Source organism: Daejeonella sp. H1SJ63 (genome assembly GCF_029360775.1).
Classification (GTDB): Bacteria; Bacteroidota; Bacteroidia; order Sphingobacteriales; family Sphingobacteriaceae; genus Daejeonella.
Genome location: NZ_JARKMZ010000028.1, coordinates 288170 through 312399, shown reverse-complemented (window position 1 = coordinate 312399; position 24230 = coordinate 288170). Strand labels below are relative to the sequence as shown.

The following is a 24230-nucleotide window of genomic DNA, read 5'->3' as shown; positions in this document are numbered from 1 at the left end:
CATCAACGGAGCAATTAATTCAATGTATTTTTATTCTGAAGTTTAATCCAACATATTTTGGGGTATGTCAGATGTATCACATCTCATGATATGCTTATTTTCTTTGAAGTAAGTAATCAAGAGAATACCTGCCACTACCTGTAAAAAACAAGGTTCCGAATACCAGTGAATAAAGTAAAGCGGGTTCTTTTACAGCAAAAGGATCTGATGAATGAATCAGGAGTGCCGCTACCAGCATAGTAAAAAATAAAGGAATAAGCACCAGCCTGGTTCCTAAACCTGCTAATAATAAAACAGAACATACTACTTCAGCGAAAACTGCGAGTACCAAAGAAACTTCTGGACTCATTCCAAAAACCGGCGGAAACATGATTGGCCCTCCTGAAATAAGCATCATCAGTTTAGGAATACCATGGGTTAACATCAAAGTTGCGATACCTATTCTTGCAATCAAAACTGCTATATCTGTTGCAGTTGTAGCTTCATTTACTTTTAAAATCTTTTTCATCAATAATTATTTTAATTGTTGGTTTTGACAATACAAAATTGCGATGATTTGATACCCTGAACCAATATCCCTGATCAAGAAATACTGATGATTTTAAACAAGAAAAAACATTGACAAAAATCAAGATTTATGAAAAAACAAATCATGAAGACTATTGTACAAGGATTGGGAAGACACCAGCTGCAAGCTCATACCAGCGAAAAGGGCAAAAGATTATAATTTAAATATCTGACGGTATTCTTCTTTCAATTCAATTAAGCATTTAGCGCAAAGACATCCTTCGAAATTTTCACTGACATACTGCACCTCATTCAGATTCAGATAAACAGTACTGCACTGGCACTTGTTGAAGGCATTAGCTTTGCACTCCATTCTTGCACGGCAACGCTCGCAGGATATGATCTCATGTTTATTCATTAACTGAGTATTTACTGAAATTTTGAAAAGTATGCCCGGACAATGACATTGCCCGGGCTGCCAGTAATTAAATAATCAAATCTATCAGGAGCCACAACTAACACAACCATCTTCCATACTGCAGCTCAATCCATTGTTCATTTCAGGTTCATTATTGTTTTGAACAATTTCAATCTGAGGGACAAGCGGTTCCATACTTTTCCCTGCCTGTTTCTCTACAGTAAATTGCACTGCTTTTGTGGCAGCCTGTGTACGCAGATAATACATACCTGTTTTTAGTCCCTTTTTCCAGGCATAAAAATGCATAGAGGTTAATTTAGCGGTATTCGGACTATCTACAAAAAGATTCAGGGACTGCGACTGGCAGATAAAAGCACCCCGGTCGGCAGCCATATCTATTAAATTACGCTGTTTGATTTCCCAAACCGTTTTATACAGTTCTCTTATATCTGCCGGGATCTCTTCAATATGCTGTACCGAACCATTGGCAGTAATGATCCGATCTTTCATTGCATTATTCCATAACCCAAGGTTCACAAGATCTTTAAGCAAATGCTTGTTCACAATAATAAACTCTCCGCTTAATACTCTGCGGGTATAGATATTGGAGGTATAAGGCTCAAAACATTCATTATTACCCAATACCTGTGAGGTTGATGCTGTAGGCATTGGAGCTACGAGCAGTGAATTACGCACACCGTACTGCTTCACCTCTTCCCTGAGAGATTCCCAGTCGTACCTGTCAGATGGCTTTATGCCCCATAGATCAAACTGGAATAAGCCTTTTGACAAAGGCGATCCTTCAAATGTTTCATAAGGTCCGTGCAATTTAGCCAGATCCTTACTGGCAGACATAGCAGCAAAATAAATGGTTTCAAAGATATTCCTGTTCAACAGCTTTGCCAGATCGCTCTCAAAGGGAAGACGCATCAGAATAAATGCGTCGGCCAGACCCTGCACTCCCAGTCCAACCGGACGATGTCTAAGGTTGGAATTACGGGCTTCTTCAACCGGATAATAGTTATTGTCAATAATACAATTCAGGTTTTTTGTTGCCTGATAGGTGATCTCATACAGCTTTTCAAAATCAAACTGTCCATCTGTTACAAAACGCGGCAAAGCGATGGAAGCCAGGTTACATACTGCTACTTCATCCGGACTGGTATATTCCATGATTTCGGTACACAGATTACTGCATTTAATGGTACCTAAGTTTTGCTGATTACTCTTTCTGTTTGCAGCGTCTTTGTATAAAAGATAAGGGGTACCGGTTTCAATCTGAGCTTCCAGTATCGCAAACCATAATTCCTGGGCTTTAATAATCCTCCGGGCCCTCCCTTCTGCCTCATATCTTTGATACAGGTTCTCAAATTCATCTCCATAACATTCATGCAGTCCGGGAGCTTCATGCGGACAGAATAAACTCCATTCCCCATTAGCCTCTACCCTTTTCATAAACAGATCAGGCATCCAAAGTGCGTAAAAAAGATCTCTGGCTCTCATCTCTTCTTTGCCATGATTTTTTCTCAAATCGAGAAATTCAAACACATCTGCATGCCATGGCTCGAGATAAATGGCAAATGCTCCTTTTCTCTTCCCTCCTCCCTGATCCACATAGCGGGCAGTATCGTTAAACACTTTCAGCATGGGAACAATTCCATTGCTGGTACCATTTGTACCCCCAATATAGCTGCCTGTTGCCCTTACATTATGAATAGCCAGACCTATTCCGCCGGCACTCTGCGAGATACGGGCAGTTTGTTTCAGGGTATCATAAATACCATCAATACTATCATCCTTCATAGCCAGAAGAAAGCATGACGACATCTGAGGTTTAGGTGTTCCGGCATTAAATAAAGTAGGTGTGGCATGGGTAAACCAGCGTTCGCTCATCTGATTATAGGTCAGGATAACGCTATCCAGATCGTTCTTATGAATTCCGATAGCCACACGCATATACATATGCTGAGGACGCTCAATGATCTTGCCGTCAACACGAAGCAGGTAGGATTTTTCAAGTGTCTTAAATCCGAAGTAATCGAATCCAAAATCCCGGTCATAGATAATGGAGCTATCCAGCAGATCTGCATTATTCTGAATAATCTCAATCACATCCTCAGCTATTAAAGGCATCCTTCTGCCCGAAACCGCATCTGAATAATGATAGAGCTTCAGCATAGTTTCAGAGAATGATTTGGTCGTATTCTTATGCAGATTGCTCACTGCTATACGACTTGCAAGCAGGGCATAATCAGGGTGTTTTGTGGTGAGTGATGCAGCCGTTTCTGCGGCCAGATTATCCAGCTCAGTAGTGCTTACCCCGTCATAAAGGCCTTCAATTACTTTTTTGGCTACATCAACTGCGTCGATCAGCGGACTAAGGCCATACGATAATTTCTGAATACGGGCAGTAATTTTATCGAACTTGACACTTTCTTTTCTTCCGTTTCTTTTAATTACAAACATGATAATGGATGATTGGTTTTAATGATTAGTTGTTCTATGAAGAATATTGCTGAGCAGTGATTGACCCTGGTCAATCACATTAAAAATCTTCTTCCAGCGAAAAATTATGAGATTCATTACCTGAAAGCACTCCGGCCTTCTGATAGTCGCCTACGCGCTTCTCAAAGAAATTAGTCTTTCCCTGAAGAGATATCATTTCCATAAAATCAAATGGATTTGAGGCATGATATATTTTTGAACATCCCAATTCATCTGCCCAGCGATCGGCCACAAACTCAATGTACTGCTGCATCAGTTTGGCATTCATACCAATAAGCTCTACCGGCAGGGCATCGGTAATAAACTCTTTCTCAATTTCTACCGCATCCCTGATAATTTCATGAACCTGATTTTCGGATAATTTATTGGATAGCATTTGATAAAGCAGACAGGCAAACTCACAATGCAGGCCTTCATCCCTGCTGATCAGTTCATTGCTGAAGGTTAATCCAGGCATCAATCCTCTCTTTTTAAGCCAGAAAATGGAGCAGAAACTGCCGCTGAAAAAGATACCCTCAACAGCGGCGAAGGCTACCAGACGTTCTGCAAAGCTACCGTTCTCTATCCAGCGCAAGGCCCATTCTGCCTTTTTCTTTACTGCAGGAACGGTATCAATAGCATGAAACAGGTGATCCTTTTCAAGAGGGTCTTTAATATAGGTATCGATCAGAAGTGCATAAGTTTCTGAATGGATGTTTTCCATCATGATCTGGAAACCGTAAAAACATCTGGCTTCAGGAACCTGTACTTCCCGCATAAAGTTTACAGCCAGATTCTCATTCACAATACCATCACTGGCCGCAAAAAAAGCCAGTATATGCGAGATAAAATGCTTTTCACCGGAGTTCAGGTTTGCCCAGTCTTTTAAATCACCCGACAGGTCGATCTCTTCTGCTGTCCAGAAACTGGCTTCATGCTTTTTATACATTTCCCAGATAGCAGGATAGTTAATAGGCAGGATGACAAAACGATCCTTGTTTTCTTTCAATAGTTTTTCTTCTTGTTGCATCATCTTTTGTTTTTGTTGGGTGACAAGAATTGACAAAAGGCAACAAATCCCTGTTGAGGAGAGGAGAGCTTTCGCCAAAACTTTAGTCGTGAAAGTTTTGAACAAAACCATTATGGCAGGTGTCTGGCTTTCCGCTTTTACGGATTACAGTTGCACGTCAGTCCGTGAATTTCACACGGTTCCCTTTTAATCATCCGCCCGGGGCGGATGAACCTGAATGGTTATATATAAGAACTAAGCTGTAAATGTATCTATTAAAATATTGGGGAAGATGATTGAGTTTTAAACATGGGAATACTTTTCAACATAGAAACAAGTTTAAAATATTATTAAAAGAGGTACTGCGAGTAATTAATCGCGTTGTGACCGGTAAACTTATTTTAGGACGATACACTTTACCGATCAAATCTTTTCATTTATATACCGGCAAAATAAATAATTCCGCTCTAAGCTGTATTCCACTTAAGTTCCGGATAAATGCCTTGTGCAGTTCTGATTTAAATCCAATCAAAAAGATCTTAAAGGTATATGGAAACAATATAACCCGTCAGGATCGCTGTAGAAATACTAATCAATGTACCGATCAGCACATATTCACTCATCTTTTGATCGCCTTCCTTCAGACGGATAATGGATTTGGCGGCAATCAGCAATCCAAAAGCCTCGTACTGACCGATAATCACCAGAAAAAAGATAATCAGTCTTTCCAGCACCCCGATCCAGGCTCCTGCACTTTCAAGACTCTGCTCATTATGATTCTTAATCTGATCTCTGAATGGCTTGGTGACCATTCCTATGATTATACCCACCGGACCGGAGAGAAATACAAGAGCCAGACCTACCATCCAGAAATGAGGATTCGTCATGAAGGTTTGTAAGCATCGGCCGGGTGAAAAAGCCTCCGGAAACTTCAGCATCCAGATGCATATAATAACCAATACATGCAATAGTTGGTCTATACTAAAATAGAGCAGATTGTCTTTGCGATAGCTTTTCCACCAATCAATCAGGCCATGCGTGATGAAAATAAGTACCGGAACCCACCAGCTATCAAAACCGGTAAACAATCCCGCTGCAAATCCGGTTAAACCGATGTGAAACCAAAACTCTTTTGCCGCCAGACGCTTTTTACTCCGGGCTTGTACCCAGGATTTCGGCTGCAGCACAAAGTCTGTAAACAGATGAGCAGTCAGCAGCTGTATGAGCCAAATTGCAGCATTATCCATGATTATGATTGATTTGTTGGATAGTTTTCTGATACAACCTGAATAATTCTTCAATCTGTTTCCATCCAAGCGATTGAATATGCTTATTGACGGTAGATTGAGATTTATTCAGCAAAACGGCTGTTTCCATTTGATTCCGGTCCATGAGCAGATGCTGCAATACCTCTGCCTGTTTATTGGTAAGTGCATCAAACAAATAATCAACAAACAGGCTGATCGCCTCCAAAGCAATATTCATCCGTTCATCTTTACCTTGAATGAGCAGTCTTCTCTCACTTTTTTCCAACTGATCCAATCCCCTGCCCGACAATACAAAAGTTTCTCCGTGTGCTGTTTTGGGTGTTACCGGGGTTTCTATACGGCCTATGCCAATCGATATTTTCAGGTCGGTAGAGATTCCGGAGTATTTTTGCCCAAACAGTTTGGTCTCGGTACGAAGCAATAAGGCAAGGCGAAAAGCCGCATACGGATCTGATATATAGCACTGAAAACTATCCCCCCGATAATAAGAAAGCATCTTAGCCTGATTAGCCTGAATGATATTCTCCAATGCAGTACCCAATGCAGTGATTAGCCCGCCGCCCATGGCTGTGGAGTTAACAATATCTGCAGTGATTACGGCTCCCTGTTTAATCATATATAAATATATAGCCTTTTCAGACGAATTTCAAAATTTATCGCCTAAAAAGTAGATATTTTCAAATTATCGTCTTTTTAGACGATTTTATTTATAAGTATAGCGGTTAGCCTGGGCTTATGGCTTTTTTTGGCAAAAGCATCTAGTTTCATCTGCTGTAGCGATTTGATCAGAAGATTTTTCCTGAATCTTGACCGGGTTCACATTTATTATCGGTATTTTTAATCATGCCAATAAGCATTTGTAAAACAGGCAAATACTGAAAAATTGTTTCACTAATCAATTGATTTATGCAAGTATTATCCCGAAGAACCGCACTAAAAAATATGACCCTGACAGGAGCCGGATTCTTTTTATTACCCAATGGCTTATGGGCTCGCAGCTCTGCACCTAAAAAATTAGGGATAGCGCTGGTAGGTCTTGGTTATTACAGCACAGATTTGTTGGCTCCGGCACTTCAGAAAACAGCCAACTGTTATCTGGCCGGAATCGTTACGGGCACTCCGGCGAAAGCTGAAAAATGGCAAAAACAATACAATATCCCTGATAAGAACATATACAACTACCAGAATTTTGATCAGATTGCCAATAATCCGGACATTGATGTGGTGTATGTGGTATTACCCCCATCCATGCACGAAGAATATGTGATCCGTGCAGCCAATGCCGGCAAACATGTATGGTGCGAAAAGCCTATGGCTATGACAGAAAAAGCATGTCTTAATATGATTGCTGCCTGCAAAAAGAACAAGCGTAATCTGGCTATTGGTTATCGTCTGCATCATGAGCCTACAACCAAAGCCTGGCGACAAATCATTCAAAAACAGCAATTAGGCAAAGTACAAAGCATTGAAAATACAGCTGCTTACCGCGATAACAGAACCAATCACTGGAAACAAATCCGGGAACTTGGAGGTGGCGCATTACTGGACATGGGAGTTTACGCGATACAGGGGGCGCGTATGGCCGCCAATGCAGAACCAACAGCAGTACTATCAGCCACTACTTCAACTACCCGGCCTGAAATTTATACAAATGGACTGGAAGAAACAGCGGTCGCAAAATTGCAATTCCCGGGCGGTATAATCGCTGATATTAAAACCAGTTTCGGAGAAAACTCCAATTTCAACTACATCCAATGTGAAAAAGGAAGATTGGAGATTGAACCATTTTCAGGCTATGGCAATTTGAAGGCTAAAAGCCCTTTGGGTGAAATATTCAATGCTTACCAGGTTCCGCAACAGCAAGTCAATCAAATGGATAATGAAGCATTAAGAATCATGAACAAACAATCCGCTCTGGTGCCCGGCGAAGAAGGTCTGCGTGATATTCGGATTGTTGAAGCAATTAAAAAAGCTGCGAAAACCGGTAAGATGGTGGGATTGTAAGCTTTGCAGGTGAGAGCAGGTTGCCTGTTACCTGTTGTCTGATGAGCAAAAAAGCCTTTGAATTGCTATCAAAGAAGGTATCAGGAATGGGCAAAGGCCAGGAGTAAGCTGTAATCGCCCTGATCGGCTGCTTTTACGGCTTTCAGGTAGGTTGCCCGGGCATCACCTTCACTGGACAAATTGACGGCACCCTTCGAAAAACTCAGGGCAGCGCCCCAGGTAAATACGGGCTTCTTGTAGATTTTCTCAATGATGATGTCGGCCATCAGGCGGCTATGCCTTCCGTTGCCATTGGGAAAACAATGGATACTTACTATACGGTGTTTGAATCGTAGGGCAATTTCATCGGGTGGATAGATATTGTTTTCGTGCCAATACTTGACATCATCTAGCAGGTATTTAAGATCGGATTGTATTTGCCATTTGTCAACGCCTATGTTTTTATTGGTTTTCCGGAACTCACCTGCCCATGCCCACACATCGGCATACATTCGTTTATGCACCATACGGATGAACGCTTCCGTAAAAACGGCATCAGGTTTAAAGGAACGGCCCAGTGTCCACTGTACGGCCTGTTCAATATTCTGTTGCTCAAATTCGTCTAACTCGCCACGGGTGGCAATAGTCGGAATAAGCAACCCGTCTTTCTCTTCTTCATCTAAAGGGGTTTGGCCATCAATGTAGTCTAACTCTAATCCCATAAGATTTTAGGCATTTCGTTTTGAATGGTTGCTGCCCTTTCCTTTATGGCGGTTTCAATCCGTTTTTTTGAATTAGCCTGGCCTTCCAGCTTCATGGTATTGGCAGTACGCATCACAATTTTAGTGGCCAGTTCGGTAGCCCGTTTTTCAATGAGAGCATCCAGCGATCCGTCATTGGGTACAAAACCGTATACCAATTGCATATCCATAGCACGGGCAATTTCCCGCAGGGATTTGATGGTAATTGACCCGTCTTTTTCCCGCTTTTCAATGTCCATGACACCCTGCTTGGAAACATTCAACTTGTTGCCCAGTTGCTGCATAGACATGCCAATGGTGGTGCGGATGGCCTTAATCCATCCGGTAAGTGGCATAGTCACCTGTTTAAGTGAGGCAAAGCCCAGCATTTTGCTGTTGAGCTGTTGCAGTTGAAGAGATTTTTTTCCCATAAAGTAAAGTTATAGATTGACTTTAATAGAACAAAAGTAAAGCTAATACTTGACTATTGCAAGCATTTAGTCAAGTTATTACTTGACTTTATATGTCTGATGGCAAAGCCATAACTTGACTATATAGGAGATAAAAGACTAATAAACTATTAAAATACAATGATGATGTATCCAATAAAGTTTTCGGTAAGTTTGCCAGCGCGAGGATCCCTGCTCATGCCCCGATCATTCCGTAATTAAAAAACAATAAACATTCAGGACAATAAAACCTCTGCAGGAATATTCAGCTCACGATGGAATAATCTGGCTAATTCTAAAGTAAGTGGCTTCTTTCCACTTAAAATCGAGGAAACATAACCCTTACTTCCAACCTTACCTTTGCTGGCGCGAGCGTCGATTGTAGTCTATGCATTGATGTCTTGTCCTGAAATAGGTTTACACAAAATGTAAGCAAGATGGAAAGATATTCAAAGATCTACAAGAGTAAATGGCTTCGTACAGCTTGAGCGATCACTTTAGGCTTGCCGGCAGCGAAGAAATATAATACTCCGCTGGCGAGAGTCTTTGCTGGTGCGAGTTAGGATGTTATCTGGGAGATGTCGGTGTTGCAATCGCTACCATTCTTCCCGGCTTCCGGGAACTAACAAATTTCACATAGGCGAGTTTCTGATCATTATTAAGAACTGAACTTATCTTTTTATCCGTTTCAAGCTGCTTTGTGTTAAACATAGTTGTCAGATTAGAATTAATGGCCTCTGGATTTGGCCCCCGCTTCACAATTATGCTTTTAAGACTATCTGTAGATTTATAATGATCCATATAAATCTGCATTACTTTTTCAGTTTGTTGATTCGTTAAATTCAGCATCCCTTTTAAGATGTTGACCTTTCCTTTTGCATGATGCCCAGGAGATTGGCCCTTTGGGTACTGAGCCTTTAAACCAAAGCTGTTTATAACAATAAAAATGATTAAGACTGAGATTTTCATGATACTATCGTTAAAGATAATAATTTATGAGTCAGAAAAAATTAATTTGCTGGCGCGAGCGTCCCCGCTCGTGACCCATTTCATACTACTTTCCAATACAAAACTTACTAAAAATCGTCTCCAGCAAATCATCCGTCGTAACCTGCCCCGTGATTTCACCCAGATAATAAAGTGCCTGCTTGATATCCATAGCCAGAAAATCGGAAGTCACCGGATTATCAATATTTTCAAGTACCCTGTTCAATGATTCTTCTGTCTTCTGAAGGGCTTCCAGATGGCGTATATTGGAAATCAGTACATCGTCTGTATTGATAGCATGCAGATTGACTTTGCGTAAAATCTCAGACTTAAGCTCTTCAATGCCGGTTTTGTTTTTGGCAGAAATGTAGATTATCCGGTTATCTGTTGTATGTTGTCTGTTACCAGAGTCTTCAGATGAATGTTCAGCGCTGCTTTCTGACAACTGATAACTGATAACTGACAACTGATTCTCAAATTCACTGGTAACCAGATCCTTCTTATTAACTACAGTTAAAAAAGGAATTCCCAAACTTCCGAGATAAGTAATCTGTTCTTCAATCTCCTTTATATCCTGAGCAGGATCGATAAGATAAATAATCAGTTTAGCCTGTTTAATCTTTTCATGGGTGCGTTCCACACCTTTGGCCTCAATAATATCTTCAGTATCGCGAATACCGGCTGTATCGATAAAACGGAAACGCAATCCGCCGATGATCATTTCATCCTCTACTGTATCGCGGGTGGTACCGGCAATTTCCGAAACTATGGCTCTTTCCTCGTTTAACAAAGCATTCAAAAGTGTCGACTTACCCACATTCGGCTTGCCCGCAATAACCACAGGCACTCCGTTTTTCATCACATTACCCTGCTCAAAAGAGGCGATGAGCTTATGCAGAATACGGTTAATCTGATAGATCAAAGCTTTCAGGTCATCCCGGTTGGCAAATTCCACATCTTCTTCCCCGAAATCAAGCTCGAGCTCAATCATAGAGGCAAAATGGATCAGCTGATCACGCAGATGCTGCAACTCCGAAGAAAAACCGCCCCGCATCTGCTGCATCGCAACCTGATGGGATGCCTGAGAATTGGAAGCGATCAGGTCGGCAACTGCTTCTGCCTGCGACAAATCCAGCTGTCCGTTTAAAAATGCCCTTAAAGTAAATTCTCCGGGATTGGCCGGTCTCGCCCCTTTTCGGATCAACAGTTTAATGATGCTTTCGATAATAAAGGCAGAACCATGTGTAGATATCTCCACTACATTTTCACGGGTATAAGACTTGGGGCCAATAAAGATCGAAACCAATACCTCATCCAGAATTTGCTTACCATCCCTGATGGTTCCAAAATGAATGGTATGACTGTGCTGGATACTCAGATCTTTTCCGTTAAATACCTCATTCACCAGACTGATTGCCTCCGGTCCGGAAAGACGTATTACTCCAATAGCTCCTACACCCGAGGGGGTAGCAAGCGCAATGATCGTATCAGAATTATAGACAGGCTTATCAGACATGGTATTAGGTATTGATCAGTCAAATGTCGTTATTATCCATGCAGGATAAAAGAGATTTTACTATCTTGCTATGGAAAAGGGAACTTTGTTTCCCTAATAATTAAGCGAGTAATAAAATAATTATGAAATCATCATGATTTGGCCAAAACCCGCAGGGGTATAATTATTAAATCATGATAGGCCTACCTGCCGGTAGGCCTGCCTACCGCAGGTAGGTTCATAACCTTAAAAAAAAACAAAATAAAAAGATGAAAAGAAATGCAACAGCCGTATGGCAGGGAAGCGGTAAAGATGGTAAAGGTGTATTAAGTGCTCAAAGTGGAATTCTTAACAACAGCCAATATTCCTATACATCCAGGTTTGAAGAAGGTATCGGAACCAATCCGGAAGAACTGGTCGCTGCAGCTCATGCAGGCTGTTTTTCCATGAAGCTTTCATTCGTGCTTGATGGGGCAGGTTTTACTGCAGAAAAACTGACCACCAGATGCGATATTACTCTTGAAAATGGAGCAATCACTTCTTCACATCTGACACTGAATGCCAAAATTCCGGGTATCAGTCAGGAAAAATTTGACGAAGCAGTAGCAGATGCAAAGGTTAATTGTCCGATTTCAAAATTATTAAATACCGAAATCAGCGTTCAGGCTGTACTTGAATCTTAAGGGTATTGGATATAGTTCTGTCCGTATATTCTCAGGAATCCTAAGCTAATGATCAGTAAAACAATAACATGAACAAATTCTATTTGAATTTAACTGCTGCCCTGCTGCTCAGTTCCGCATCGGTGTATTCGCAAAATCTGAGTGGCTTTAAAGCCGGCAATCGCAATTCGCAGCAACAAACTGAGGCTAAATTCGATGCCTTAATCAGCAGCGAAAGCATCGGCAAAACCATCAAAGAGCTTACGCTGAAACCTCATTATTTAGGATCAGTTGGAAGTAAAGAGGTTGCAGAAAACCTCCTTGCCAAATTCAAAAGCTACGGCTGGGATGCTGAAATTGAAACCTATCAGGTTCTGTTTCCGAAGCCTAAAGTGCGAATTCTGGAAATGACTGCACCAACAAAGTTCAGGGCTTTACTGAAAGAACCGGCTTTGAAAGAAGATGCGACCTCCGGACATCCGGATCAGCTTCCCTCCTACAATGCATGGAGTGCCGACGGGGATGTTAATGCCGAACTGGTATTTGTAAACTTTGGCCTGCCTGAGGATTATGAAGTGCTCGATAAGCTGGGCATTGATGTAAAGGGCAAGATCGTAATTGCCCGATACGGAAGATCATGGCGCGGAATTAAGCCCAAAGTGGCTCAGGAGCATGGTGCTATAGGCTGTATTATTTACTCTGACCCGATGGAAGATGGTTATTTCCAGGGAGATGTATATCCAAAGGGAAGTTTTAAAAATGAATTTGGCGTTCAGCGCGGATCAATCATGGATATGGTTGTTTATCCGGGTGATCCATTAACCCCTTTTATTGGTGCTACTGAAAATGCCAAACGTCTGGAACGTGAGGATGCAGAAAACCTGCTGAAGATTCCTGTCTTACCGATTAGCTATCATGATGCTCAGCCGCTGCTTCAATCGCTCGGCGGACCGGTTGCTCCTGAGGACTGGCGGGGAGCTTTGCCATTTACCTATCATATCGGCCCGGGTAAAACTTCCGTGCGCTTAAAGGTCGAATTCGACTGGAAGATCGTACCAGCCTACAATGTGATCGCAAAAATCAGGGGGGCAGAATATCCCGACCAGTGGGTGGTACGGGGCAATCACCATGATGGATGGAATACCGGGGCCAATGATCCGATCAGTGGAATTGCCGCCATGATGGAAGAAGCCAAAGCCATTGGCGAATTGGTTAAAAATGGATATAAGCCCAAACGTACACTGGTTTATTGCGCATGGGATGCTGAAGAACCGGGACTGATAGGCTCAACCGAATGGGTAGAAGATCATGCCGCTGAGCTGAAACAAAAAGCAGTAGTTTATATCAATTCTGATGGAAACGGGCGTGGATTTTTATCAGTAGCAGGCTCACACGGACTGGAAGCTATGATTGACGGGATTGCAAAAGATGTGACTGATCCTCAAACCAATGTAAGTGTTTTTGACCGCCTGAAAGCAAAAGACATCGTAAATGCCGGAACAGACAAAGCTAAAAAGGATAATTTAGCCAGAAAATCAATGACTATCGGTGCACTGGGTTCCGGGTCTGACTATTCAGCTTTCCTGCAACATGCCGGTATTCCTTCTCTGAACATTTATTATGGTGGAGAGAATGCAGGCGGAGAGTATCATACTGCCTACGATTCTTATGATTATTACAGCAAATTCGGTGATCCGGGCTTTAATTATGGCCGTGCGCTTTCTCAAACAATTGGCCGTGCTGTACTTAGAATGGCTAATGCAGATACACTTCCTTTCGAATTCAAAAACCTTCATAAAACGATCTCTTCATATGTAAATGAGATGATCAGCATGACTGATCAGATGAGAGAATCTACACTCATCTATAATCAGGTAATTCAGGGAAACAATCATAAACTGGCAGCTGATCCTGCTAAACCAGCGAAACTACCTGTTACAAAAACAGAGGTACCTTTCATCGATTTCTCAGCACTTCAGAACTCACTGGTACAGCTGGATCAGTCGGCAAATGCATTATCTGAAAGATTGAATAATGAAAATACCCCTTTAAAATCCTTAAGAGCAATTAATGAAGCACTATATCGTGCAGAACAAAGTCTGCTGAACCCGGACGGTTTACCAAGACGTCCATGGTATAAACATACGCTTTATGCTCCCGGATTCTATACCGGCTATGGGGTAAAAACCATGCCCGGAATACGTGAAGCCATTGAGCAGCGCGATTGGAAAGAGGCTCAGGATCAGATCAGAATTGCTGCAAATATGATCAGCGGTTTGGCCGAACATTTGAAATCAACTACAAAACTGGCAGATTAAAAGAATACGAAATCACCTTAGAGATCTGCAGGTGATTTCGTATTCTTTATATTGCACACATGAAATGGATTACCAGGGAACGCCCTAAAATTGATCGTATTGCCTGCCCCTGGCTGATCAGGCGCTTTATAGATCCGGCTGCAGAGTTTTATTATGTTCCATTTAATGAGGTATTAAAACAGGCTGAAATACTGGATGCCATACCATTTGATATCCCTGATATTGAATTAAGCCATCATGCCGACAAATGTACCTTTGATAAACTTCTTGAAAAATATGAGCTAAACGATCCAGCCCTGCAGGTAATGGCTCCCATCATACGTGGGGCAGATACCGATGTCCACCATCTGGCCAATCAGGCTTCGGGCTTATGGGCAATCTCTGCAGGACTGGCTTTTAATATTCGTGATGATCAGGAATTACTGGCTGCCGGAATAGTTATTTATGATGCGCTGTATAGCTGGGCTAAACACTTGAAAGATATCAGGCATACTCAAAATCCGGTTGATCATATCCTGCTCGATGTTTACCATAAATTTCTGAAACAGGGTTCAGCCAAAAAAACACCGGCATGGGCTAAGGAGATAAAAGAAATTATCCAGGATCAGCTGGATTTTAATCTGAATTTAAATCTGAAAGACATCTCCTCTGAACTGAATGTTCATCCGGCCTACTTATCAAGAGAGTTCTCAAGGCATTTCGATGATCTTTCATTTGGAGAATATATCCGTAAATTAAGAATTGATAAAGCCATCGGATTATTGGAAAATCCGGCTTACTCTCTTTCCGAAATAGCTTATCTGACCGGGTTTTCTGATCAGAGTCACTTTACCAGGATTTTCAAAAAACAAACCGGTGAGAACCCCTCAATCTTCAGAAAAAATCTTCTGAAAAGTAAAAAAGATACAAAAGGTTAATTGTATTCTATTTATCCCACTTTTGACTTTCTAACATTGTCAGAGATAAACAAAATTCTATCTCTGACAAAATAATGAAGAATAACTTAGTATTTCTCATAAGCCGGTTCCTCTTAAAACCGGTCCTGTTGTACACGATCATTTGCTACCCGCATAAACTTTCAGCACAAATAAATAGCACTGCATACCCGCGAATTGCTGGTCACGTTGGTATTGTTCATCCTTTAATTTCCTTCAGCAGCACAGGTACTCATTCTAATTTTAAAGAGAGTTATACTGTTGGAATGCCCTTAGGAATTAATATCTGGGAAAGCTCAAAAATTGGCTTTTCATTAGAAATAGTGCCATCTGTAAGGGCAGAAAACGGCAGCAGCCGGGTAAGCAATACACTCATCCATCCGGGTATACTGTTCGCTTTGGGCAAGGGCCTTACTTTTGCGGGAAGGGCTGCTTTTGAAACCTCCGGACGCTATGGATTTACCCCTGTATTGAACAAAGTGCTGGTCAAAAAGAAACACCACAGCTACTTTGCGGCAATTCCTCTTCCGGTGAGATTTGGTAATTCATTACCAATATCGTCAACCATCGCATTTCAGTTCGGAATAGGTTTTTAAATAAAAATCATGAACCAGAAAAAATATACACTCAGGGAATTGGTCATTTACTTTCTGAAACTGGGCACCTGGGGCTTTGGTGGTCCGGTAGCTCTGGTTGCGTATATGCACCGCGACCTGGTTGAGGGCCGAAAATGGCTCCACGAAGAGGAATATAAGGAAGGGCTTGCTCTGGCTCAACTGGCACCCGGTCCGCTCGCAGCACAACTGGGAATCTATATTGGTTTTGTGCACTATGGCCTATTCGGAGCTACCCTGGCAGGCCTGGCCTTCGTCTTACCCTCATTTTTGATGGTTCTTGCTCTGGGAGTGGCTTACGAATCGTATAGTGGATTGTCATGGATGAGAGATGTTTTCTATGGAGTAAGCGCCGGTGTAATCGGGATCATCGCAATCAGTGCCTATAAGCTCACGGTTAAGTCTCTGGGCAAATTACACATCACATCAATCAAAAAAAACTGGCTCTTATGGATTTTCTATCTCACCGGAGTAACATTAACCGTAGTAAGGCAAAGGGAGGAAATCCTGCTTTTCGTACTCTGCGGAATAATCTATCTTCTGTACAAGTCACCTCCAAAATGGATAAAAAAACCGGTGACTTTACCTGCATTTTTACTTACTGGAGTTAGCTTTTGGGCATTTCCTGATGATAAGCTATTTGAAATCGGCATTTTCTTTCTGAAAGCAGGAGCCTTTGTTTTTGGAAGTGGTCTGGCTATTGTTCCTTTCCTGCATGCCGGATTAGTAGTAGAATATCAATGGTTAAATGAAAGTCAGTTTATTGACGCTGTAGCTGTAGCCATGATTACCCCCGGGCCTGTTGTGATCACAGTTGGATTTATCGGTTATCTGATTGCAGGATTTCCGGGTGCTTCCATAGCCGCTCTGGCCACTTTCCTACCATGCTTTTTGTTCACTGTAATCCTTGCTCCATCATTCAAAAAGATCTCAAAAAATGAAAGCATCAAGGCATTTGTTGATGGAATAACCGCGGCTGTAATCGGTTCCTTGTTGGGAACTGTCATCATTATTGCCACCCGGTCAATTACAGATATCCCAACTGCATTTATTGCAACCGGGACATTACTTGCACTGATTTATATCAAAAAGATTCAGGAACCGCAAGTGATCTTAGCGACGGCAATTATCGGTATTTTGATAAAAAATCTGATTTAGCCCTTTTCATCATCAAGCTTATGTACCTTAATACCTTATTTAGCCCACCTTTCTTTCAGATTGTCAACCAGATAATAAATCACCGGCACCAGAAAAACAGTCAGGATTAATGAGGATAAAAGTCCCCCGATAATGACCCAGGCCAGTCCGTTTTTCCATTCTGATGCCGTACCTGAAGCCAGGGCTATTGGCAGCATCCCTATAACCATAGACAGGGTAGTCATCAGGATCGGCCGCATCCTTCCTTTTCCGGCGGTAATCAATGCCTGCCTGAAGTGCATCCCTTCTGCCTTTAACTGATTAGTAAAATCGACAATCAGAATTGCATTTTTCACTACCAGACCCATCAGCATAATCAGACCAAGTAATGCAAACAAACTCAGATTATTCATTGAAAGGTTTAGAGCGAAAAATGCTCCGATTAATGCCACAGGTATAGAAAACAGAACCACAAAAGGATAAACAAAACTATCGTAAAGTGCCACCATAATCAGGTATATGAGCAGAAAGGAAATAAGTAAGACCGAACCCAGGGCACCAAAACTATCGTTCTGTCTTTTAATATCACTTCCCCAGGTCATTTGAATATCGCCAGGTAAAGGATTAGCTTTAAGATAAGCCACTACATCATCTGCAACTGTACCTGAAGGACGCCCCAATGCTTCAGCGGTCAGTGTAACAGCAGGTTGTCTGTCTTTACGTTCAAGCAATGATGCAGAACTGCTTTGTTCAATACTTGCAAACTGGGAAACTTCTACCGGTATACCCATTGGATTGATTACAGTTAAATGCTTTACATCTTCATAATTTTGACGGCTGAATTGATCCAGCCAGATCCTGACAGGATATTCAGTACCATTTTCTGTTAAAGTTGCATCATCATTTCCGGTAAACGCTGTTCTCAATGCCATTCCCACATAAGCAGTACTTAAACCCAAACGCTGCATTTTATCTTTATCAGGAACCACTTTATATTCAGGGCTTCCGGGTTCAACAGACAAACGGACATTATCTGCACCGGGGATTTGTCCGATAGCCGATTGCATCTGAGCTCCGGCCTGCATCACCATCTCCTCATTACTGCCGCTTAAAGTAAGTTCAACAGGAGCTGAACGGGGAATTAAACCCAATGATGCCATAGAATAGTTCACTCCCGGAAATTTGACTTTCAGGTCTTCACGAAGGTTTTTCATAAACTCTTCAGTAGGCTGTTTCGCCCTTTCTGATACAGGTTTCAGCTGAATCGTAAATTCAGTTTTATTGGCTGACCCCTGCCCCAGACTTCCGATTCCGGTGCTTGGTCCGCCTACATTACTGAAAACCGTTGCAACGGCAGGATTCTTTAAAATAAATGTTTCTATCTCATACGAAACCGCATTATTTTGCTCCAGAGACGTTGATTTATCAAATTCCAGGTTCATTCTGAATTTACCCTGATCGCCAGTGGAAATAAGTTCCTTGCCAATGATGCCCTGCTTCATTATTCCTGCAGTCATCACAAATAACAGGAGTATAATTCCGCCAAATACCAATTTATGTCTTAATATCCAGTCAAGTGCTCTTCCATACCAATTGATAAAACTCTCCAGCTGTCGTTCAAACCAGAGTAAAAAACGATTAAAGAAATTACCAGGCTTCAAATCTTCCTTAACACCAATACGTGAGGCCATCCAGGGTGTCAGTGTAAATCCTACCAGCAAACTGGTTAACGTTGAGGTAATTACAACAACAGAAAACTGCTTCAGCATATCGGCCACAAAGACCTGCAAAAAAAGAATAGGCAAAAATACCACCACATCAACAAGAGTTATTGACAAAGCCGAAAACCCAATTTCCATCCGGCCATCCATAGCTGCTTTACGTCTTTCTTTCCCCATATCCAGATGCTTCTGAATGTTTTCCAATACTACTGTGGCATCATCGACCAGAATACCGATAATCAATGACATAGCCAGTAAAGTCATCAGATTCAGCGTATATCCAAGCAGCCACATCACAGCAAATGCTGTGATCAGTGAAGTTGGAATAGCCACTAACACAATCAGGGAATTCCTGAAACTGCGAAGAAACAATAGCATGACTACTGAAACCAGTATTACAGCGAGGATCAAATCGAAAATTACTGAATCAACTGCCGCAATGGTGTTATCCGTGCTATCAGAAGCAATGATAAAGCTTAGCCCCATGGCTGTATTCTGTTTCTCAATAAACTTAAACTTCTCCCTGACCAGTTTTGAGACCTCAACAGCATTAGCATCTCCCTGTTTTTTTAACAGAAGTCCGATTCCATTACGCCCATTATAACGGTTAACAGATTCAGCTTCCTTAATCCCGTCTGTCACCTCAGCAACATCCCTGACATAAACCGGACTGCCCGGCAAGGGCATAGCAACCTGAACATTTTTAAGATCATCAGTAGATTTAAACTTCCCGCTTAATCTTACCGAACTCAACTCCATGTCTGTCTGCACTTTGCCCGAAGGCAGATCAATTCCTGAACGATTAATAGCCTCAACAACCTGAGAAAGCGAAACTTTATAAAACTTGAGTTTATTGACATCTACTTTTACCTGTACTTCCCTCTCTTCGCCGCCAAGGATGGTGATTTCTGCAACACCTTTAATCTGTTGGATCTGTGGAAGATACTCGTCCTTCATTTTCTGATAAAACTCAGTTGCCGGCATATTACTGTTGGCACTAACCGACATGATCGGAAGATCATTTGGCGAGACCTTGCTCATCACAGGACTTAATATATCCGCCGGAAGATCTTTCCTTATGTTATCGATATAGCGCTGTGCATCCTGCATGGTTTTATCCAGATCGGTTCCATATTTCAGATTGGCAATGATCACAGAGGCATTCGGCAATGATTTGGTAACCAGATAATCCACTCCCTCAACATTTGAAAGAGCATCCTCAATTTTTCTGGATACGGATGTCTCAACCTCTTCAGGCTCTGCTCCGGGATAGCCTGTTTTTATAACCACAACGGGCTGGTTAAAATCAGGCATAAGCTCATAGCTGAGATTCTTATATCCGATAAAGCCTAAAAGAGCAAATACACTGAATAAAACAATGATCAGCGAAGGTCGTTTGATTGAAATTTCTGTAATATTCATAATTCAATGATTTTACCTTACCTGTACATTAGCACCATTAAACAGATTGATCATACCTCCTGTGATTATCACATCACCCGCTTTTATTCCGGAAGAAACCCTGCTGGTATTATTCACCTTAGCATCGATCACTATTTTTTGCAAAACAGCCTTCCCATTTCTGATCAGATAAATTTGAGGCTGATCTGAAGTGCCCAACAAAGCAGATGAAGGGACGAAAATTCCCTGTTCTGCTTCTGGATTTTCCGGAATCACATTTCCAAACATGCCTGACTTTATCTTTAAATCTGCTGTATTATTGACAAGCAATTGTACCGGAAAGCTATTCCCTGCATTAGCTTTACTGCCTATCATCGCAACTTTAGCTGATAATTCAAGGTTGGGGTAGGCATCTGAACTGATAGAATAGGTTTGATTTAAACGAAACTGATTTAAATCAGCTTCAGGCACATTTACAATAAATTTCAATCTGGAAATATCAGAGATCTGAAGTAATGGAATACCCGGTGAAGCAAATGCGCCCACCTCAGTTAATTTAGCCGTTACAATCCCCGTGAACGGTGCCCTGATAGTAGACTTATTTATCTGCTCGAGCAGTGTAGCTACCTGCACCTTCGCTGATCTTAAACCTAATTCTGCTTTTTCAAGCTGAATTCCCTGGATCGCATCGGCTTTAACAAGGATTCCGAATCGCTTCACATCAGCTTCCAGACCTTCCTTCTGAACAATAGCAGATTGCAAAGACAGCTTTAACAATGAATTATCCAACTGAATAATGGCCTGTCCCTTTTTAACTAAGTTCCCTTCGGCCACCAGAATCTCATTGATTTTCCCCTGTAATTCAGAACTGATCCGGCTCTCTTTGAAAGGTTCAAACGAACCTGTATACTTCAAAGCTGAACTGACATTTTCAAACTTCACCGTATCCGCCCGAACATAAATTATCTGCTCTTTGCTATAATGATAAACTCCTTTTTGAGTTTTTTCCTTATTACTCTTCAGCCTGATAACTGCAAGAATGACAATTACTGCCGGAATAATGATGTACAGGATTTTTTTAATTGTGATCTTCATCGCTGCTATTATTTTAATGACTTAATATTCCCACTTAATTTTTTATACTCGAGATCTGCCTTCAGATAATCAACCACCGTATTTAAATAAGACTGCTGCGCTTCCCGCAAAGAATTATCTGCTAAAAGAACATCCGTTAAACCAGCAGTCCCCTCCTTTTGCTGCATAACATTCTGATCGTAGATTATCTGAGCAAGCCTGATCTGCATCAGACCTGTTTCAGCTGATTTTCGTGCCACATTTCTCAGCATTCGTGCATTCTCAACCTGCATTAGATTTTGTTCAGTCAATAAACTTATCTGCAGCTCATTGTTTTGCAGCTCATATTTTTTCTGATTGATCTTATGCTTCATTACGGTCCCCTGGAATATTGGATATGACAATTGTATGCCTGCAAATCCTAAAGGGAAGAATTTTACAAACTGATCAGGCTTTTTGTCGTATCCAAAACCTGAAGTTCCCTGTGAACCGAACAACGACAAACTGGGCAGTCTGGAATATTTAATTGTATTCAGTTCACCTGAAAGTAAGCGCGATTGAATTTTTGCCTGCCGGATATCCAGGGTAGATAAACCTGAGTATTCCTGATTGATATCATATCTGATCTTAGGATCGATACTCAGCTGAGTCTCCAATGGTAATCCCATCAGAAATTTAAGGGTATTTAATACCTGCACATATCTGCTCTTTACAGTTTCTTTCTGAATGTTCAATTGTTCAAGCTGCAGCTGTACTTTACTAACGTCAGAGCTTTTAGCAAGTAAATGTTCATGCAAAAGATTCATATTTCTCAGCAATTTACCGGCATTAACCAGATTGCTGTCTATAAAATTCTGCTGATGGTACAAGACCTGAGCATTATAATACAGAGTTGAAATATCATATATGACCTGTTCTGCAGTGCGCTGATATTGAAGTCCGCTCAGTTCTGAAGCAATTTTACTGTTCTCTACCGTACTGTTCAGCTGAGCATTATACAGCGGCATCGAGAATTGAATATTAGCATTAATATTATGCGGAACACCAAATTGAGCTTCTTTGAACGTCCCTGTTGGTCCGCCAAATACCGATTGTGGCATTAACTGGGTAGGCTGATCTGTGAAATACCGGTAATCCGCATTAAGCGCAAGCTTAGGCAGCAAATTTGCCTTTGCCTCCTTCTCTTTCTGTTCAAGGATCAACACATTGTTTCGGCTCATCTGCAGGCTTTTATTGTGGATCTGAGCAGTATCAATACATTGTTCTAATGTCAATTGCTGGGCTTCAGAACTGTACGATACCAGTAAAAGCAAGGCGACCAGAAGAGTTTGTTTGTAAATACTTACTAACTTCATATTTAATAAATTAAGAATGATACAATCAGATTCATTTAATAAAAAACTAAAAACTTACTTTTTAATCATGCTCAGAATTCCTGACAATACAGTATTCCCATCACCGGGAAGATTTGATTTATGACCGGATAATTTCCATTTCAAAACGGTCATGCGCATACTCCCCATAATAATGGTTGTTATAGTAGACGGATCTGCAATTTTTTTAATCTCTCCCGCATCAATACCCTTTACTATAACCGATTGGATAATGATTTGCATCATCTTCATCATCGCCATTACTCTTTCGTTCAGGTCCTTATTGAATTGAAAAATCCCTTCAGAAAAAATAACACTCACAATTGCCGGATTTTTCACAAAACTGTTTAACTGCGAATCAAAAATCATTTTTAACAGAACATCTGCATGTATTTCTGTACCACTGATTATTGCAGAAAGTCTGAGTTCCATTTCCTGAATAAAATAATTCAGTAATCCCATTAAAATCTCATTTTTACTTTTAAAATGCCGGTACAGAGCCGCCTCCGACAAACCCAGATCCGCTGCCAGATTCTTAATAGTCAGATCCTGAATTCCATGTTTATCAATGCGCTGAGTAGCAGCCTGCATGATCGCAATTTGCCTTTCAGTAAAACTGTACTTTTGAGATATTTTCATTCATTAATAATTAAAATAGTGAGCGTTCACTTACAAAAGTAAATAAAGAATTTGAACAAGGGTTATAAAAAATCATAAAATGATGAGAATCACATTTTTGAGGCTACAGGCCTACCTTCTCAATATGATAAAACTCAGTAAATCGAAGTATAAATTGCGAATGTAATGAGGAACAGTATAGCAGATAAACAGTATGCTGATTAATCACAAACTGATTTCGAAAGTCTTTAATAAGCCACCTTTACAGTAAATCCTACTCCGAAAAAACTAACCTTTTCCCAATCACCCTGGCTGGTTTCACGGGCAATGAGCGGACTTCCAAACAGACTACCGGAAAACATCACCTGCTTTTTAGAGCTTTCGATCCACTCAAGGCTGACGAAAAAGTCGTCTTCGGCAACAATGTGATAAGAACTCAGATCGATTGTTAATTTTTCATTCTTTGCCGGAATTCTGACAAAGATATTACGGTCGTGAAGCAATTGATCGGGCATTCCGTTCTTCACACTATAAAAATTCAAACGTACTTTAACAGGAATATTATTTGTGGAAGCAATAGAGGCACTGAATGATTTAAGATAGCTTGGTGATTTTTTGATCTTAATTAAAATGCCGATCTCATTTCCCAAATCATCTGAGGTAAAACTTACTGTAGAACTCTGTGATTCTGTTGGATTACCCAAAACTTTTTCCTTTAATGGTCTGTTTGAAACAAGCACATCAGGTAAAAGATACGAAGATGGTTTCAGTAAGATCGCAGTGCCTGAAAATAATCGAATGAACTCTGAAGCCTTATATAATGCTGGTTTATAGCCCAGCATAGATACCCTGACCGTATCCCCCAAATTATTCTCAGGTATTGTCAGTTTAAATTCGCCCTCATTATTACTAACAGTACCAATATTTTTACCAATCAGGCCAATATTCACGTAAGCAAGCGGTTTATTGCTATCAGCATCTTTTACAAATCCGCTAAGCGTTGTCTGGGCATAAATGCCGGTCAAAAAAAGAACAAA

21 protein-coding genes and 1 riboswitch are annotated in these 24230 nt (G+C 41.1%); of the genes, 6 read left to right on the top strand and 15 right to left on the bottom strand.

What is annotated here, in order from left to right:
- Positions 1-94: 94 nt before the first annotated feature.
- The 6 genes from P2W72_RS09285 to P2W72_RS09260 all read right to left on the bottom strand — a co-directional run bounded on the left by P2W72_RS09285 (position 95) and on the right by P2W72_RS09260 (position 6302).
- Positions 95-508: a DoxX family protein gene (locus P2W72_RS09285; protein WP_276361292.1), complete on the bottom strand. Its 414-nt coding sequence runs from the start codon at positions 506-508 to the stop codon at positions 95-97.
- Between the two features lie 213 nt (positions 509-721).
- Positions 722-925 carry a cysteine-rich CWC family protein gene (locus P2W72_RS09280; protein WP_276361291.1) on the bottom strand — a complete coding sequence of 68 codons (204 nt, stop codon included), beginning with the start codon at positions 923-925 and terminating at the stop codon, positions 722-724.
- A gap of 84 nt (positions 926-1009) precedes the next feature.
- Positions 1010-3391: a ribonucleoside-diphosphate reductase subunit alpha gene (locus P2W72_RS09275; protein WP_276361289.1), complete on the bottom strand. Its 2382-nt coding sequence runs from the start codon at positions 3389-3391 to the stop codon at positions 1010-1012.
- A 79-nt stretch (positions 3392-3470) separates the two neighbouring features.
- The gene (locus P2W72_RS09270; protein WP_276362197.1) at positions 3471-4439 is read right to left on the bottom strand and encodes a ribonucleoside-diphosphate reductase small subunit; all 969 of its coding nucleotides are present in this window, start codon (positions 4437-4439) and stop codon (positions 3471-3473) included.
- 96 nt (positions 4440-4535) lie between these two features.
- A riboswitch (cobalamin riboswitch) is annotated at positions 4536-4671 on the bottom strand.
- Between the two features lie 286 nt (positions 4672-4957).
- Positions 4958-5665 (bottom strand): DUF3307 domain-containing protein, encoded by a 708-nt coding sequence (locus P2W72_RS09265; RefSeq protein WP_276361286.1) that lies wholly within the window; start codon positions 5663-5665, stop codon positions 4958-4960.
- Positions 5658-6302, bottom strand: coding sequence for a hypothetical protein (locus P2W72_RS09260; RefSeq protein WP_276361284.1), 645 nt, complete (start codon positions 6300-6302; stop codon positions 5658-5660). The genes P2W72_RS09265 and P2W72_RS09260 overlap by 8 nt, the downstream gene beginning before the upstream one ends.
- A gap of 290 nt (positions 6303-6592) precedes the next feature.
- Between P2W72_RS09260 and P2W72_RS09255 the strand changes: the two genes are divergently transcribed.
- Positions 6593-7690 (top strand): Gfo/Idh/MocA family oxidoreductase, encoded by a 1098-nt coding sequence (locus tag P2W72_RS09255; RefSeq protein WP_276361282.1) that lies wholly within the window; start codon positions 6593-6595, stop codon positions 7688-7690.
- 80 nt (positions 7691-7770) lie between these two features.
- On the opposite strand, the gene P2W72_RS09250 is transcribed toward P2W72_RS09255, so the two are convergent.
- The 4 genes from P2W72_RS09250 to mnmE all read right to left on the bottom strand — a co-directional run bounded on the left by P2W72_RS09250 (position 7771) and on the right by mnmE (position 11361).
- Positions 7771-8391, bottom strand: coding sequence for a mobile mystery protein B (locus P2W72_RS09250; protein ID WP_276361280.1), 621 nt, complete (start codon positions 8389-8391; stop codon positions 7771-7773).
- On the bottom strand, positions 8382-8840 hold the full coding sequence (locus P2W72_RS09245) for a mobile mystery protein A (RefSeq protein WP_276361278.1): 459 nt from the start codon (positions 8838-8840) through the stop codon (positions 8382-8384). Before P2W72_RS09245 ends, P2W72_RS09250 begins: the two co-directional genes overlap by 10 nt.
- A gap of 585 nt (positions 8841-9425) precedes the next feature.
- Positions 9426-9827, bottom strand: coding sequence for a hypothetical protein (locus P2W72_RS09240; protein ID WP_276361276.1), 402 nt, complete (start codon positions 9825-9827; stop codon positions 9426-9428).
- Positions 9828-9912: 85 nt separating this feature from the next.
- Positions 9913-11361, bottom strand: coding sequence for a tRNA uridine-5-carboxymethylaminomethyl(34) synthesis GTPase MnmE (gene mnmE / locus P2W72_RS09235; RefSeq protein WP_276361274.1), 1449 nt, complete (start codon positions 11359-11361; stop codon positions 9913-9915).
- A gap of 248 nt (positions 11362-11609) precedes the next feature.
- On the opposite strand from mnmE, the gene P2W72_RS09230 reads away from it, so the two are divergent.
- From P2W72_RS09230 to P2W72_RS09210, 5 genes are all read left to right on the top strand, one after another.
- Positions 11610-12023 carry an OsmC family protein gene (locus tag P2W72_RS09230; protein WP_276361271.1) on the top strand — a complete coding sequence of 138 codons (414 nt, stop codon included), beginning with the start codon at positions 11610-11612 and terminating at the stop codon, positions 12021-12023.
- Positions 12024-12091: 68 nt separating this feature from the next.
- Entirely contained in the window at positions 12092-14320 is a 2229-nt protein-coding gene (locus tag P2W72_RS09225) for a M28 family metallopeptidase (RefSeq protein WP_276361268.1), read from the top strand.
- A 59-nt stretch (positions 14321-14379) separates the two neighbouring features.
- Complete coding sequence (locus P2W72_RS09220) at positions 14380-15237, top strand: chromate resistance protein ChrB domain-containing protein (protein WP_276361266.1); 858 nt, start codon at positions 14380-14382, stop codon at positions 15235-15237.
- A gap of 74 nt (positions 15238-15311) precedes the next feature.
- Complete coding sequence (locus P2W72_RS09215) at positions 15312-15851, top strand: hypothetical protein (protein ID WP_276361264.1); 540 nt, start codon at positions 15312-15314, stop codon at positions 15849-15851.
- Between the two features lie 9 nt (positions 15852-15860).
- Entirely contained in the window at positions 15861-17027 is a 1167-nt protein-coding gene (locus P2W72_RS09210) for a chromate transporter (protein ID WP_276361261.1), read from the top strand.
- A 35-nt stretch (positions 17028-17062) separates the two neighbouring features.
- Here P2W72_RS09210 and P2W72_RS09205 read toward each other — a convergent pair whose 3' ends face one another.
- The 5 genes from P2W72_RS09205 to P2W72_RS09185 all read right to left on the bottom strand — a co-directional run bounded on the left by P2W72_RS09205 (position 17063) and on the right by P2W72_RS09185 (position 24218).
- Positions 17063-20149 carry an efflux RND transporter permease subunit gene (locus P2W72_RS09205; protein WP_276361259.1) on the bottom strand — a complete coding sequence of 1029 codons (3087 nt, stop codon included), beginning with the start codon at positions 20147-20149 and terminating at the stop codon, positions 17063-17065.
- 12 nt (positions 20150-20161) lie between these two features.
- Positions 20162-21223 (bottom strand): efflux RND transporter periplasmic adaptor subunit, encoded by a 1062-nt coding sequence (locus tag P2W72_RS09200; RefSeq protein ID WP_276361257.1) that lies wholly within the window; start codon positions 21221-21223, stop codon positions 20162-20164.
- Between the two features lie 8 nt (positions 21224-21231).
- Positions 21232-22557 (bottom strand): TolC family protein, encoded by a 1326-nt coding sequence (locus tag P2W72_RS09195; RefSeq protein WP_276361255.1) that lies wholly within the window; start codon positions 22555-22557, stop codon positions 21232-21234.
- Between the two features lie 54 nt (positions 22558-22611).
- Positions 22612-23214, bottom strand: a complete 603-nt coding sequence (locus P2W72_RS09190; protein WP_276361253.1) for a TetR/AcrR family transcriptional regulator — start codon at positions 23212-23214, stop codon at positions 22612-22614.
- Positions 23215-23441: 227 nt separating this feature from the next.
- Positions 23442-24218: a carboxypeptidase-like regulatory domain-containing protein gene (locus P2W72_RS09185; RefSeq protein WP_276361251.1), complete on the bottom strand. Its 777-nt coding sequence runs from the start codon at positions 24216-24218 to the stop codon at positions 23442-23444.
- Between the last annotated feature and the right edge of the window lie 12 nt (positions 24219-24230).

Bases quoted from the DNA above. Each gene is read 5' to 3' on its own strand.
- P2W72_RS09285 (WP_276361292.1), bottom strand. From the start codon at position 508: ATGAAAAAGATTTTAAAAGTAAATGAAGCTACAACTGCAACAGATATA.
- P2W72_RS09280 (WP_276361291.1), bottom strand. From the start codon at position 925: ATGAATAAACATGAGATCATATCCTGCGAGCGTTGCCGTGCAAGAATG.
- P2W72_RS09275 (WP_276361289.1), bottom strand. From the start codon at position 3,391: ATGTTTGTAATTAAAAGAAACGGAAGAAAAGAAAGTGTCAAGTTCGAT.
- P2W72_RS09270 (WP_276362197.1), bottom strand. From the start codon at position 4,439: ATGCAACAAGAAGAAAAACTATTGAAAGAAAACAAGGATCGTTTTGTC.
- P2W72_RS09265 (WP_276361286.1), bottom strand. From the start codon at position 5,665: ATGGATAATGCTGCAATTTGGCTCATACAGCTGCTGACTGCTCATCTG.
- P2W72_RS09260 (WP_276361284.1), bottom strand. From the start codon at position 6,302: ATGATTAAACAGGGAGCCGTAATCACTGCAGATATTGTTAACTCCACA.
- P2W72_RS09255 (WP_276361282.1), top strand. From the start codon at position 6,593: ATGCAAGTATTATCCCGAAGAACCGCACTAAAAAATATGACCCTGACA.
- P2W72_RS09250 (WP_276361280.1), bottom strand. From the start codon at position 8,391: ATGGGATTAGAGTTAGACTACATTGATGGCCAAACCCCTTTAGATGAA.
- P2W72_RS09245 (WP_276361278.1), bottom strand. From the start codon at position 8,840: ATGGGAAAAAAATCTCTTCAACTGCAACAGCTCAACAGCAAAATGCTG.
- P2W72_RS09240 (WP_276361276.1), bottom strand. From the start codon at position 9,827: ATGAAAATCTCAGTCTTAATCATTTTTATTGTTATAAACAGCTTTGGT.
- mnmE (WP_276361274.1), bottom strand. From the start codon at position 11,361: ATGTCTGATAAGCCTGTCTATAATTCTGATACGATCATTGCGCTTGCT.
- P2W72_RS09230 (WP_276361271.1), top strand. From the start codon at position 11,610: ATGAAAAGAAATGCAACAGCCGTATGGCAGGGAAGCGGTAAAGATGGT.
- P2W72_RS09225 (WP_276361268.1), top strand. From the start codon at position 12,092: ATGAACAAATTCTATTTGAATTTAACTGCTGCCCTGCTGCTCAGTTCC.
- P2W72_RS09220 (WP_276361266.1), top strand. From the start codon at position 14,380: ATGAAATGGATTACCAGGGAACGCCCTAAAATTGATCGTATTGCCTGC.
- P2W72_RS09215 (WP_276361264.1), top strand. From the start codon at position 15,312: ATGAAGAATAACTTAGTATTTCTCATAAGCCGGTTCCTCTTAAAACCG.
- P2W72_RS09210 (WP_276361261.1), top strand. From the start codon at position 15,861: ATGAACCAGAAAAAATATACACTCAGGGAATTGGTCATTTACTTTCTG.
- P2W72_RS09205 (WP_276361259.1), bottom strand. From the start codon at position 20,149: ATGAATATTACAGAAATTTCAATCAAACGACCTTCGCTGATCATTGTT.
- P2W72_RS09200 (WP_276361257.1), bottom strand. From the start codon at position 21,223: ATGAAGATCACAATTAAAAAAATCCTGTACATCATTATTCCGGCAGTA.
- P2W72_RS09195 (WP_276361255.1), bottom strand. From the start codon at position 22,557: ATGAAGTTAGTAAGTATTTACAAACAAACTCTTCTGGTCGCCTTGCTT.
- P2W72_RS09190 (WP_276361253.1), bottom strand. From the start codon at position 23,214: ATGAAAATATCTCAAAAGTACAGTTTTACTGAAAGGCAAATTGCGATC.